Origin of the sequence: Jannaschia sp. M317 (assembly GCF_025141175.1) — a bacterium.
Taxonomy (GTDB): Bacteria; Pseudomonadota; Alphaproteobacteria; order Rhodobacterales; family Rhodobacteraceae; genus Jannaschia.
Map to the genome: position 1 here is coordinate 515,528 of NZ_CP081155.1, position 12,738 is coordinate 528,265.

Here is a 12,738-nt window from a genome sequence, read left to right on the forward strand (position 1 = left end):
GGCGGCAAGGCTGGCCCGACCGCCGAAAGAGAACGGCAGCAGGGCAGCGACCGGACAGGGCCGGCCGCTTGATCCGGACGCTGGCCCCCAAGGGCAAAGGCCCCGGGGACGGTGATACGGTCGAAGAAGGCGACCGGACGGCCCGACAGGCGCGCCGATCCGGTTGACCGTGCTTTAAGCCGCGATGAAACGCCCGGTTATCAAAGCCGCCACCAGGGCACGGGGATTCGCGCGACCCGCGCGGGCCGGGCCAATGGACAGAATACCGATGGCGCTCAATCCCTTGGCCGCCATCGTCAGCCCCGGCACCATCGCCCCAAGCACCGCGACCGCGACCTGCGCCACGATCAACCGGTCAGCGGACAGACCTGGGTCCGGGCACCCAGATGGCAGGCCTGCGACGGGAACCACCGGGGGCCGAAGGGCAGCACGACGCCCAGCGCCATTCAGGGCCGGGACGCGGCGTCCGGGGTTGGACAGGCCATTACCGCCAGCACGCCGCCGCCCCTATGGCCAATGGACATCCCAGCCATTTCCGTCCGCTTGCCGTCGCCCATTGACCACTGCGGCCCTGGTCGCGTGCAGGAAGGCGGCGAGCGGACCGGTAAGGAACACGGTCACGCTGATGCGGCCATCTGGCGGCACCGCAGGCGCCCCGTCAATTGCCATGGGCCGCGGCGGTGCGCGGGGCGGGGTTCTCCAAGGGAGCGGCGCAGCCCCCTTGGATAGGGGAGCGCGAGGGGACAAGTCCCCTCGTCCCCGCCTCACAGATCGCGCGACAGGTCGCGATGTGGCAGGCCCGCGTCATCGTAGATCGGCCCATGCGCCACGAACCCCAGCCGTTCGTAGAATCGAATCGCCTCGATCTGCGCGCCCAGTGTTGCGCGGGCAAAGGCCATACTGCGCAGCTCTGCCATGACGTGCCGCATCAACGCCGCGCCAAGCCCCCTGCCCCGTGCCCGGCGCAGGACGGCGACGCGCTGGATCTTGGCGGTGGGGCCCAGGATCTTGACCCGCAGGGTTGCGACCGGGCCATCGGCATCGGTGCCCAGCCAATGCAGACAGTCGGGGTCTTCGCCGTCGATTTCATCGGCCAGCGCGATGCCCTGCTCTTCGACGAAGACGACCGACCGGATCGCCAGGGGATCGGTCAGGTCGGTGACCCGTTCGATCTTCATGCAGGGGCCGTACCCGCCATTGCGGGGCGCGTGGCAAAGGTCTCGGCCCAGGCGGTCAGGGCTGGCCGGCCCTCGCGCCAATCGCGATCCGCGTGACGGAAATCCAGGTAGCCCAGCGCGCAGCCGACAGCGATTTGCGCGGCATTCAGAGGTCCCTGAAGCAAGGGCATCGACCGCGCCTCCAACGCGTCCAGCGACCGCGTCACCTTGGTCCACTGCGCGTCCATCCAGGGCGCGTACCACAGCTCTTCGGGACGCAGGCGCCGCTCGTAGACGATGCCGACGGCGGCCTCCATGATCGCATCTGCATTGGCCTCCAGCGCGAGCACGTCCCAAAGCCGCGCCTGCGGATAGAGCGTCCCATCTGCATGATCGTTCAGAAACCGCGTGATGACCCGGCTGTCATAAAGCGCAGGGCCATCGTCGCGGATCAGCGACGGGATCTTGCCCGACGGGTTCGCGGCATTCACCTCTTCTTCGCCGCCCATGGGGTTGGCATGGACATCGCGGACCGTCACGTCGCTCAGGCCCAGTTCCTGCAGGGTGACACGGCATTTACGCGCGAACGGAGAGGCGGGAGAGCTGAGGAGTTGCATCGGTTTCTCCGAAGGACCATGTGGATTTGCGGCCACCCTATCGGCGCATCCCGAAAAGGCAATCGCCGCCCGCAGGGGGACGGCGACCGCACTGCAACGCTACCATGGGGTCACTTGGGCAGAAGCACGCCCTCGACCACGTGGATGACGCCGTTCGATTGCATGACATCGGCGGTCGTGACTTCCCATGCGGTCCCGTTTTCGTCGTAGACGAAGACGCGGCCCGACGGTGTGGTCTGGATCGACAGCGCATCGCCGGAGACGGTCCGAAGATGGTTGAAGTCGCCAGCTGCCAGCCCGCGCGTCAGATCCTCGGACCGCAAGCGCCCCGGCACGACATGCGCTGTCAGGATCTTTTGCAGGCTCTCCAGGTTTTCGGGCTTCAGAAGCGTTTCGACGGTCCCGGCAGGCAGCGCGGCAAAGGCGTCGTCCGTGGGCGCGAAGACGGTGAACGGACCGGGGCCCTGCAGGGTCTCGACCAGACCGGCGGCCTGCACCGCGGCCACCAGCGTCGTGTGGATCGGAGAGTTCACGGCGTTCGAGACGATATCGCGATCCATGAACATCACGGCGCCACCGACGGTCGGGTTCTGACCGGTCCCCGCCTGAGCCGCGGGGGCGTCTTCGGAACCGGGCAAGAGCACCGCGTCGATCACATGAATCACGCCGTTGGACTGCACCACGTCGGCAATGGTCACGCTGGCCACACCGCCTGTTTCATCCTCCAGCTTGATCGTGTCACCGTCCAGGAACGCCTGAAGGGTGCAGCCCCCCACCGTCTCGACCGGATGGCGACCGCCGTCGCCTGCGATCATCCCACCGATGACATCCGACAGCGCATTGGCGGCGACCACGTGACAGGTCAGCACCTCTTGCAGCGCGGCCTTGTTCTCGGGCTTCAACAACGTCTCTACCGTGCCGTCGGGCAGCGCCGCGAAGGCCGTGTCGGTGGGCGCGAAAACCGTGAAGGGGCCCGGCCCCTTGAGGGTTTCGACCAGATCGGCGGCCTGCACCGCAGCCACAAGCGTCGTATGGATCGGGGAATTCACGGCGTTGTCGATGATGTCGCGATCGACCATCATCGCCGCCCCGCCGACGTCAGGATTGGCGGCGACATGGCCGTCGGCTAGCAGTTGCCAGGTGGTGCCAAGTACCAGCGTGGCGGTGAAGGCGGTGGTCAGCGTCAACGTGCCCAGGGTGTTCATCGGTCTCTCCGTGTTGTCTCCGATGTCAGGTGCATCGGTCAGGGACAGTCACGGAGGCGGCACGGGCGGAGTTTCACCGCACCAGATCACGGTTTCGTGAGGGGTGGATTCAGCATGAGCGCAGAAAGGGTCTCGGTCTCGGATCCGACGCCGCCAGCGACCTGGCCTGCGGCCCGGCGGCGGACATCTTCGGGTTTGTTCTGGCCCAGTTTCCAGGTGGCATCGATCCGCGTGATGTCCAGCCGGCAGGGCACGATCTGCCGCATCATGCGGTCCAGCACCTCGGGCGTCATCTTGTCGGCGGTCCAGGGCGTCTTGGGCAGACGGTGTTCGAAGCCCGCGCTCTGACGGTCGAGCATATCGCGCATCGTCTCTTCCGGCAGCCGCGTCAGGCGACCGCGCAGGTGGGCTGCGACATAGTTCCAGGTCGGCACCTGATCGTCGACGCCATACCAATCGGGCGACAGATAGGCATCCGGCCCGGACACGGCGATGACCGCAGGGGCGTCCAGCAGGCGCAGGATCGGGTTCGATCGCACAAGATGCAGATCCGCCGTCGTCGCATCCTCGGACAGAAGAAACGGAACATGCGAGATCAGCGGTCCCTCATCCGCATTCACGGCCAGAACGCCGAAGGCGCGGTCGCGCACGAAGGCCAGGGTGGTCGCGTCGGGGGTCTGTCGAAAGGCGGGGTTCGGATGCATGGCGGATCTGTGCCGCAGGCCGGGCGGCCTGGGCAACGATTATAATGTACCCACACGATCGCGCGGTTGCACGTGTCGTGGGGCGGGCGCAGTCTGTCAGGATGGAACCGGCTGAACATGCCCCCGACCGCCTCGGCTCTGCCGTGGCGCTGCGTCTTCTGGCGGCGGCGACTGCGACGCTTCTGGGGTTTTGCGTCCATGCTGCCTCGGCCCATGCGGGCACCGGACAGGTGGTGTTCCTGCGTTCGGTGCTGTCGATCCCGCCGCTGCTGCTTTGGGCGGTGCTGACCGGGCCCTTGTCGGACATGCGTCCGCGCGCACCGCGCCGCCATCTGATCCGCGGGATCATGGGCGGGGCCACGATGCTTTTGAACTTCTACGCCCTGGCGCAGCTGCCTGTGACCAATGCCCAGACGTTGAGCTATCTGACACCGGTGCTGTCGATCCCCGCTGCGGTGATCCTGCTGGGGGAACGTCTGTCAACGCGCAGCGTGGTGGCCGTGGCCCTTGGCTTCGCGGGTATGATGGCGATGCTTTATACTGCGACCGTCCGACCCGATTGGGGCTGGTCAGAGATGTCGGGGATGATCGCGGGTATCAGTTCGGCCTTCCTGATGGCGCTGACGCGGGTGCAGATCCGGGCGATGACCGCGACCGAGACCATCACCTCTATCGCGCTGAGCTTTGCGGTGATCACGACCGGGATGGGGGCGGTGGCCGTGGCGGTGACAGGATGGACACCGATGACCGGGACGCTGTGGCTCTGGGCCGGTGGCGCGGGGCTGCTGGGGGCGGTGACGCATATCGCGGCGACGGCCTCGGTGGCGCGGGCGCCGATCTCGACGCTTGCCCCGGTGGATTACAGCGGGCTGGTCTTTGCGCTGGTGCTGGATTTCGTCCTGTTCGCGCATCTGCCCGGCGCCTGGGGCTGGTTGGGAATCGCGTTGATCACAATCGCCGGTTTGCTGACGGCGCTGGCCGGGCGGCCCGTCGCCTCGGGCCTGCGCGGACGATAAAAAGGGGGCACCCGGGTGGACTGCGGGTGCCCCGAAGGCATCAGGGCAGCAGAACGCGGTCGATCACGTGGATTGTGCCGTTCGACGCAAAGACATCGGGCGTGGTCACGGTGGCCCCGCCCACATGCACGCCGCCATCGCGACCGTTCACGCGCAGATGCTTGCCGTTGACCGTCGGGATCGAGCCATGGGCCCCGATCAGGGACGAGGCCGGGTAATTCGCGGGGGCCACGTGATAGGTCAGGATCGAAACCAGTTGATCCTTGTTCTCGGGCAGCAGCAGGCGTTCGACCGTGCCGTCCGGCAGCGCGGCAAAGGCGGCATCGGTGGGGGCGAAAACCGTGAAGGGGCCGGGCGATTTAAGGGTGTCCACAAGGCCCGCGGCCTGCACGGCGGCGACCAGCGTGGTGAAGGATCCGGCGGCAACGGCGGTGTCCACGATATCGGCGGGCCCGGCGGTCGCGGTCACGCAGCCCGTCAGGGCGGTGGCCCCGACGAGGCCTGCAGTCAGCGTCAGAAAGCGGCGGCGGTGAAGCGGATTGGTCATGGTGATGTCTCCCTTGTCTCCAGAGCGTTTGGCTTCGGATGGATGGGAAGTGATCCGCGTCCCGGGCGGATCAATCACGAGGGGATCACGGCTACGTGAGTTGGATCAGACCGGGGTCGCGGTCAGGCGGGTGCCGTCCTGTCCGATGATACGGGCGATTACGATCGCACCCTCGGGTTGGTCGGCATCAAACATGACCTCGGCGAACTGCTCCGTCCGGCCCATACGGGGACTTTCCATCAGAACGCGGTGTCCCTGGCCCTGCTGTGCGGCCAGGTGACGGGTGACGGCGGCCTGACCGGCGGCGCGCAGCCGCGCGGCGCGGGTCTTGATCGTCGCACCGTCCACGGCGGGCATCCGGGCCGCAGGCGTGCCGGCACGGGGCGAATAGGGGAACACGTGCAGCCAGGTCAGGTCGCACTCCTCCACCAGGGCCAGGGAGTCGGCGAAATGGGCGTCGGTTTCGGTCGGGAAGCCTGCGATGATGTCGGCCCCGAAGGTCATGTCCGGGCGCAGGCGGCGCGCCTCCTGCACGAACTGGATCGCATCGCCGCGCAGATGGCGACGCTTCATCCGTTTCAGGATCAGGTCCGCCCCGTGCTGTAGCGACAAGTGCAGATGGGGCATCAGGCGCGGTTCTTCGGCAATCGCGCGCATCAATGCCTCGTCCACCTCGATCGAATCGATCGAACTGATGCGCAGGCGGGGCACGTCGGTCAGACGCAGAATCCGGCTGACCAGATCGCCCAGCGGCGGCTGACCGGGCAGATCCCCCCCCCAGGAGGTCAGGTCCACGCCGGTCAGCACGACCTCGTTGAAGCCCCGCGTCACCAGCCGGTTGATCTGATCCACGACCACGCCCGCGGGCACCGACCGGCTGTTCCCGCGCCCGTAGGGAATGATGCAGAAGGTACAGCGGTGATCGCAGCCATTTTGCACCTGCACATAGGCGCGCGACCGGGTGCCGAAGCCGTCGATCAGGTGGCCCGCCGTTTCGGTGACAGACATGATGTCGTCGACCTGCACCGGCTCCGACCCGCCGGTGGCGAGGCCCGCCCAGGTGGCGGGCTGCATCTTTTCGGTATTGCCGACGACGTGGTCGACCTCGGCCATGGCGGCAAAGCTGTCGGGATCGGTTTGCGCGGCGCAACCGGTCACGATCAGGCGGGCGTCCGGGTTCTGACGGCGCAGGCGGCGGATGTCCTGGCGGGCCTTGCGTACCGCTTCGGCGGTGACGGCACAGGTGTTGACGATGACGGCATTGTCCAGACCGGCCTGCCCGGCCAGATCGCGCATCGCCTCCGCCTCGTAGGCGTTCAGACGGCAACCGTGATTCGACAGGATCGGCGCGGTCACAGCCAGTCGCCCCGCAGGACACCATCGAAGACATGGGCGGTCGGTCCGGTCATCCAGACGCCATCGTCGCGCCAGTCGATCTGGATGGTGCCGCCGTCCAGGTCGATGCGCACCGCCCGCCCGGTCAGCCCCCGCCGCGCCGCAGCGACCGCCACCGCACAGGAAGAGGAGCCGGAGGCCAGCGTCACGCCCACACCGCGTTCCCAGACCCGCATGCGCAGGTGATCGGGCGCCACGATATGCGCGACCTGCACGTTGGTGCGTTCCGGGAACAGGGGGTGATGTTCGTGGACGGGGCCGAAGGTCGCCAGATCCACCGCTTCGGCGTCGGCCACGAAGAAGGAGCAGTGCGGATTGCCCATGCCGGTGGCGACCGGATCGCCGTCGATCGGCAGATGCAGGGTGCAGGCGTCCTGCGCCAGGGGAATCGCGCGCCAGTCCAGGATCGGTTCGCCCATGTTCACCGCCGTCAGGCCCTGGCCGCGATCTTCGGCCAGCAGCAGACCGCGTTCCGTGCGCAGGGTCAGCCGGTCGATGCCACGGCGCGCCATTTCCCATGCGGCGACGCAGCGGGTGGCATTGCCGCAGGCGCCCGCCGTGGTGCCGTCGGCGTTCCAGAACAGCAGCTCCAGATCCGCATCCCCGTGGTCCCGGATCACGGCGAGCTGGTCGAAACCCACGCCCCGTTGCCGGTCGCCGACCGCCCGCGCCAGGCCCGAGTCCACGCGTGCGCCGGTGGCGCGTTCGTCCACGACCACGAAATCGTTGCCCAGCCCGTGCATCTTCATGAAGGGCAGATCGGAGGAAGGAGTCACACTCATGTGGCGGCAGATAGCCCTCGTGTCACTTTTTTGAAAGACCCCCGCTTGACGGCATCTGTCCCCGGCGATAGGTCCGCCCCCGGAGAGCCGATAGCTCAGTTGGTAGAGCAACTGACTTTTAATCAGTAGGTCCAGGGTTCGAGCCCCTGTCGGCTCACCACTTTACCCGATCCTGACGTCACCCAATCCTGACAATGCGTCTTGCCGCACGCGGATTGCCTGTGACTACTGTGCGGCATGGAATTGGACATCATCCCTTCGGAACGGCGGGCTGCGTTGGACGGCCGGGACCTGGCCATCGGGGCGCGGGCGTTCGATGTGCTGGCCTTTCTGCATGCCCATAGGGACCGGGTCGTGGCCAAGACCGAGCTGCTGGATCATGTCTGGTCCGGTCTACTGGTCGAGGAAAGCAACCTGTCGGTGCAGATCGCAGGCCTGCGCAAGGTTCTGGGCCGGGATGCGATTCGCACCGTTCCCGGGATCGGTTATCAGCTGACCCTTGGCACCCCCGCCCCGCAGGCCCCCGCCGACCCGCCCCCCGTGCCGGATCGTCCGTCGCTGGCCGTGCTGCCCTTTGCCAATCTGACCGGCACCCCCGATCAGGATTACCTGGTCGACGGCATCGTGGGCGAGATCACCGCCGCGCTGTCGCGCATTCCGGCCTTCCTGGTGATTTCCACGACGTCCAGCTTCACCTATCGCGGGCGTTCGGTCGATCTGGGGCGGGTCGGGCAGGAACTGGGCGTGCGCTACGTGATGGAAGGGTCGATCCAGCAGGCCGGCGCGCGGTTGCGCATCTTTGCCCAGGTGGTCGAGGCCGAGACGGGGCACATGCTCTGGTCGGAACGGTTCGACGGCTCTGACGCCGATATTTTCGAATTGCAGGATGCCGTGGCGGAACAGGTCGCCGGCGCGTTGGAGCCGACGATGATCTGGGCAGAATCCGCCCGTGCCCGCGCCAAGCCGACCGATAGCCTGTCGGCCTACGACCTCTGCCTGCGGGCGGCGCCGATGGTCTACCGCCAGAACAGCCTGGCGGACCTGACCGAAGCGATGACCCTGACCCGCCAGGCCATGGACCTGGACCCCGATTACATCCAGGCCAAGGCCCTGTTTGCCTATGCGCACACCTGCGCCCTGGCGACCCGGTGGTGGACATATGAACAGGCGATCGCGGCCGTGCCCCAGGCCTATGAGGTATTGGAGTCGCCCACGGCGGATGCGCTGGCGCTGACCTATTGCGGTCACTACGTCGCCTATGTCGAACGCGACCGGGCCCGCGGGCGCGAGGCGTTGGAACGGGCGGCCCGGCTGAACCCGAATTCGGCGACGACCGCGATGATGTTGGGATGGGTCTGCAATTACGCCGATGATTCCACCTCGGCCCTGCCCCATTTTGAACGGGTCCTGAGGATCAGCCCGCTGCATCCCCAGATCGGCGTGACGACCTGCGGGATCGGCATGGCGCAGATGCAGCGCGGGGACTTCGAGGCAGCGGCAGAGGCCTATGAGCTGGCGATGTCGCAATACCCGGAATTCGCGACGATCCAGATGGGGCTGCTGTGTGTCTATGTGCGACTGGACCGGATGGAGGAAGCGGCGCGCCTGGCCGATTGGCTGCGCGCGAAGGTGCCGAACTTGAGCGTCGCGCGGTTCCTGAGGACGACGCCGCATACCTCGCCCCTGCATCATGAGCTGATGGTGACGGCGTTGCGGGCGTTCGATTTTCCCGAAGACGATCTGGCCTGACGCGTTTCCCGAAGACCCAAGTCAGTCTTGGCAAAGACCGCCTTTGATCAACGGCGCAGCAACGCGTCTGTGGCGGCACGGGCGGCGGCCTGACGGGCGCGGGCGGATTGCAAGGCGTCGGCGTCGATCTCCGGGCGGGCCAGCCGCAGGGCACGGGCGACGACGCGGGTCAGCAGGGGGCGTAAACCCAAAGCGGGGCGGCGGATCGGGTCGGTGTCGGTGGTCAGCAGGGTCATGGCGGGTATCCTTGGGTGTGTTTGCCCCCTGACTCTCGCATTCGGTCCCTGTTTCCGTCCTGAAACGGATCTTAAGCTGTCCTAAACCGGTCCTAAAAGGTCCAAAGCCCACCGAAAGGGGCGGGCTTTGGCATTGGGTCTCGGGACATGTCGGTCAGCTGCCGCACGGGCGGAAGGGTTCCAGCACGTCGACGTCGATGGTCTTGATGCGGGCGAACCGCTCCGCCCCGTCGTTCTCGACCGTCCAGATGTGCCGGGTCTTGGTCACCAGCTCATTGCCGTCGGGCAGGATACCCTCCCAGTCGAAGTTCATGGTCAGGCGATAGGTGCCCGCGCCGGTGTCTTCGGCCGCGAAGTTGCCGAGGACGTGGGTGCTGGCCCCGACCTGCGAGGCCGGTCCCGCAAGCCAGGCCTTGAAGGTCAGATAGACCGACCGCGACAGGGCGTCCTTGTCGGCGTGGTAGCGATCGACGGTGCCCACCGCGATGCCCGCGTGCCGGGGAATGGTGGCGACAGAGGCTGCGGCGGTGCCGACCTCTGCCACTTCGTCGATGGTGGCGCGATGGATCGCGGCCAGCTTGTCACCTGTCTTGGTTCTGGCCGTGCCCCCCGGCTTCCGGGGCGGACGATGGCGCGCGGCGGGGCCGAGGCAAAGGCGCCGTTCAGAGGTTGGTGGGCAACAGAACCTCGGTTCGGATCTTTTCTTGTGCCTCGAAGATACGGCTGTTGTCGGACAACGCCTTGAGCCTGCGGAAGGCGCTGCGCACCAGGTGTCCCGGGTCCTGGGTGATGACCGCGTCCAGGCACCCGTCGCGCAGGGCGGCCTCGGTCGCGGTCGTCCGTTCGTGGGCGATGCAGACGACGCCCTCGGGCAGGTCGAGGGCACCCAGCGCCTCCAACGCCAGGCGCGCTTCGGAGCCGAGCAGATAGATGCCCAGAATATCGCCGTGAAACCGCAGGGCATTGCCGATCACCGCCTGCGTCCGGTCCGGCGTGCCACCGGTTTCCAGCGAAGGAAGACCAGAAAGATCAGCGTGATAGGCCGTCAGTTGACTGTCAAACCCATGCCGGCGATCCAGACTGTCCTGAGAACGCATGGTGTCCGCCACAACCAGCACCTTGCCCTGTTTGCGCCCGATGAACCGCCCCATCAACAAACCCGCTGTGGCCCCAGCCGCGCGGTTGTCGATGCCGACGAATGGTGCGCCATCGGTGCGGGCCTGGGCCGAGATGAAGGGCAGGACATGGGTCCCCCGTTCGGTCAACCGCCGCGCCGCGTCGCGCAGTTGCGGCGACCGGGGCGCCATGAGCGCCACGCCGTCCCATTCGCCCGGGGCCAGGCCAGTCAGATGATTCGCCAGCGCATGGGGATCGTTGGTGTCCAGATGCGCGACTTCGGCACGGATGCCGTCGCGGGCAAAGGCATTGGCGGCGTCCGAAATCCGCGAGACCAGTTCGCGCAGGAACAGATCGCCGGTGCGCGGCAGCACGAAAAGAAAGCGATAGCTGCGCCGCTTGGCGAGGTTGGCAGCGGCGATATTGCGTTCAAAGCCAAGGTCGCGGATCGCCTGATTGACCCGGTCGACCGTCTTTTGCCGCACACCGTCGCGGCCGTTCAAAACCCGGTCGACGGTCGCGCGACTCACCCCCGCGGCCTTGGCGAGATCCTTGGTGGTGGGCATCGATTCGACGGCGCGGTCCGGCATCTGGCCTGATTTTCCCTTGGTCCGAACAACGGAATACCCCGGAAAACCAAGGGAATCCAGCTTAATGAGGCACGTGTCTCAGAAATCTCTTGTCTTGAGGCACGTGCCTCATTTACGACTGACGAGCCAGAAGGACGCGGCAGGGAGGTCGCGACGGTGGCATTGGGAGATCTGAGAGATGAAAAAGTTTCTGCTTGCAGGCGTGGCCTGCAACGCGATGGTCGCGGCATCCGCCCTGCCCGCGCTCGCCGATGGACATGGCACCGAGCTCACGCTGTGCTGGGCGGCCTGGGATCCGGCCAACGCATTGGTCGAGCTGAGCAAGGATTTCGAAGAGAAATCAGGTCATTCCATGAGCTTTGAGTTCGTGCCCTGGCCCAATTTCGCCGACCGGATGCTCAACGAGCTGAACTCCGGCGGGCAGCTCTGCGACCTGATGATCGGGGACAGCCAGTGGATCGGCGGCGGGGCCGAAAACGGTCACTACGTCAAGCTGAACGCCTTCTTCGACGAGAAGGGGATCAGCATGGATGATTTCATCCCCGCGACCGTCACCGGCTATTCCGAATGGCCCAAGAACACGCCCAATTACTATGCCCTGCCCGCCTTCGGCGACGTCGTCGGCTGGACCTACCGCAAGGATTGGTTCGACCGCCCCGACATCCAGGCCGCCTTCCAGGAGGCCTATGGCCGCTCATTGACCGTGCCCGCCTCGCTCGAAGAGCTGAAGGACATCGGCGAATTCTTTCAGGGACGCGAGATCGACGGCAACACCGTCTACGGGGCCGCAATCTATACGGAACGCGGGTCTGAGGGGATCACCATGGGCGTGACCAACGCGCTCTATAATTACGGCTTTCTCTATGAGGATCCGGAAAACCCCTACCAGATGGATGGTTTCGTCAATTCCCAGGGCGCCGTCGCGGGGTTGGAATACTACAAGGCGCTCTATGATGCCGCCACGCCGCCGGGATCGTCGAACTGGTACATGGGCGAGAATATCGACGCCTATAAATCCGGTCAGGTCGCGATGCAGATGAACTTCGCCTTCATCTGGCCGGGGGTGGAGGCCGATCCGAATGTGGGCGGGGGCAAGTCCGGCTATTTCCCGAACCCCGCCGGTCCTGCGGGTCAGTTCGCGCAGCTGGGCGGTCAGGGCATTTCCGTCGTAGCCTATTCCGAAAAACAGGACGCCGCACTGGAATACATCGAGTGGTTCGCCCAGCCCGAGGTGCAGGCCCGTTGGTGGGAACTGGGCGGCTATTCCGCCCTGCGCGCCGTGGTCGAAGACCCGGACTTCGTCACCAGTCAGCCCTATGCGCAGACCTTTCTCGACAGCATGGCCATCGTCAAGGATTTCTGGGCCGAGCCGGCCTATGCCGATCTGCTGATCGCGATGCAGGATCGGGTCCACAACTATGTGATCGCAGGAACCGGCACAGCGCAGGAGGCCCTGGACGGCCTGGTGCGCGACTGGACCGAGACCTTCGAGGACGAAGGCAAGCTCTGATCACGAGACGGTGCCCCGGTTTCGCCGGTGTGCCCGCCCCCGCGCCGCGGCTCTCTTCCCGCGCGGCGCGGGGCCCTTTCCCCGCAGTCTGCCACGTCGATCTTCGTCGAACGG

The 12,738-nt window shown here is 66.3% G+C and carries 14 protein-coding genes, 1 tRNA gene and 1 pseudogene; 4 read left to right on the plus strand and 12 right to left on the minus strand.

Features of this window, described 5'->3' with window-relative positions; all coding sequences use genetic code 11:
• Window positions 1–174: 174 nt before the first annotated feature.
• The 6 genes and pseudogenes from K3551_RS02710 to K3551_RS02735 form a co-directional block, all read right to left on the minus strand.
• Window positions 175–345: a hypothetical protein gene (locus tag K3551_RS02710; RefSeq protein WP_259917473.1), complete on the minus strand. Its 171-nt coding sequence runs from the start codon at window positions 343–345 to the stop codon at window positions 175–177.
• 419 nt (window positions 346–764) lie between these two features.
• Window positions 765–1,178, minus strand: coding sequence for a GNAT family N-acetyltransferase (locus K3551_RS02715; RefSeq protein ID WP_259917475.1), 414 nt, complete (start codon window positions 1,176–1,178; stop codon window positions 765–767).
• Window positions 1,175–1,774, minus strand: coding sequence for a glutathione S-transferase family protein (locus K3551_RS02720; RefSeq protein ID WP_259917478.1), 600 nt, complete (start codon window positions 1,772–1,774; stop codon window positions 1,175–1,177). The genes K3551_RS02715 and K3551_RS02720 overlap by 4 nt, the downstream gene beginning before the upstream one ends.
• 110 nt (window positions 1,775–1,884) lie before the next feature.
• Window positions 1,885–2,418, minus strand: a complete 534-nt coding sequence (locus K3551_RS02725; protein WP_259919431.1) for a fasciclin domain-containing protein — start codon at window positions 2,416–2,418, stop codon at window positions 1,885–1,887.
• Window positions 2,407–2,979 (minus strand): annotated as a pseudogene (locus K3551_RS02730) (fasciclin domain-containing protein); the annotation flags it as partial. The pseudogene K3551_RS02730 and the gene K3551_RS02725, both read right to left, overlap by 12 nt.
• Before the next feature lie 86 nt (window positions 2,980–3,065).
• Window positions 3,066–3,683, minus strand: a complete 618-nt coding sequence (locus K3551_RS02735; protein WP_259917480.1) for an FMN-binding negative transcriptional regulator — start codon at window positions 3,681–3,683, stop codon at window positions 3,066–3,068.
• 101 nt (window positions 3,684–3,784) lie between these two features.
• Here K3551_RS02735 and K3551_RS02740 point away from each other — a divergent pair, with 101 nt between their 5' ends.
• A complete protein-coding gene (locus K3551_RS02740; RefSeq protein WP_259917482.1) occupies window positions 3,785–4,699 on the plus strand; it encodes a DMT family transporter in 915 nt (304 codons plus the stop codon).
• A 40-nt stretch (window positions 4,700–4,739) separates the two neighbouring features.
• Here K3551_RS02740 and K3551_RS02745 read toward each other — a convergent pair whose 3' ends face one another.
• From K3551_RS02745 to dapF, 3 genes are all read right to left on the minus strand, one after another.
• Window positions 4,740–5,246 (minus strand): fasciclin domain-containing protein, encoded by a 507-nt coding sequence (locus tag K3551_RS02745; RefSeq protein ID WP_259917484.1) that lies wholly within the window; start codon window positions 5,244–5,246, stop codon window positions 4,740–4,742.
• A gap of 105 nt (window positions 5,247–5,351) precedes the next feature.
• The gene (gene mtaB / locus K3551_RS02750) at window positions 5,352–6,602 is read right to left on the minus strand and encodes a tRNA (N(6)-L-threonylcarbamoyladenosine(37)-C(2))-methylthiotransferase MtaB (RefSeq protein ID WP_259917486.1); all 1,251 of its coding nucleotides are present in this window, start codon (window positions 6,600–6,602) and stop codon (window positions 5,352–5,354) included.
• Entirely contained in the window at window positions 6,599–7,423 is an 825-nt protein-coding gene (dapF, locus tag K3551_RS02755; RefSeq protein WP_259917487.1) for a diaminopimelate epimerase, read from the minus strand. The genes mtaB and dapF overlap by 4 nt, the downstream gene beginning before the upstream one ends.
• Before the next feature lie 84 nt (window positions 7,424–7,507).
• Here dapF and K3551_RS02760 point away from each other — a divergent pair.
• Window positions 7,508–7,583 (plus strand) — tRNA-Lys (locus K3551_RS02760).
• A 77-nt stretch (window positions 7,584–7,660) separates the two neighbouring features.
• Entirely contained in the window at window positions 7,661–9,172 is a 1,512-nt protein-coding gene (locus K3551_RS02765) for a winged helix-turn-helix domain-containing protein (protein ID WP_259917489.1), read from the plus strand.
• Window positions 9,173–9,219: 47 nt separating this feature from the next.
• Here the strand turns inward: K3551_RS02765 and K3551_RS02770 are convergent, their stop codons facing one another.
• From K3551_RS02770 to K3551_RS02780, 3 genes are all read right to left on the minus strand, one after another.
• Complete coding sequence (locus K3551_RS02770; protein WP_259917491.1) at window positions 9,220–9,408, minus strand: hypothetical protein; 189 nt, start codon at window positions 9,406–9,408, stop codon at window positions 9,220–9,222.
• A gap of 154 nt (window positions 9,409–9,562) precedes the next feature.
• On the minus strand, window positions 9,563–9,952 hold the full coding sequence (locus K3551_RS02775; protein WP_259917493.1) for a TetR/AcrR family transcriptional regulator: 390 nt from the start codon (window positions 9,950–9,952) through the stop codon (window positions 9,563–9,565).
• A 118-nt stretch (window positions 9,953–10,070) separates the two neighbouring features.
• Entirely contained in the window at window positions 10,071–11,114 is a 1,044-nt protein-coding gene (locus tag K3551_RS02780; protein ID WP_259917494.1) for a LacI family DNA-binding transcriptional regulator, read from the minus strand.
• Between the two features lie 217 nt (window positions 11,115–11,331).
• On the opposite strand from K3551_RS02780, the gene K3551_RS02785 reads away from it, so the two are divergent.
• Entirely contained in the window at window positions 11,332–12,624 is a 1,293-nt protein-coding gene (locus K3551_RS02785) for an ABC transporter substrate-binding protein (protein ID WP_409197418.1), read from the plus strand.
• Window positions 12,625–12,738: the final 114 nt, after the last annotated feature.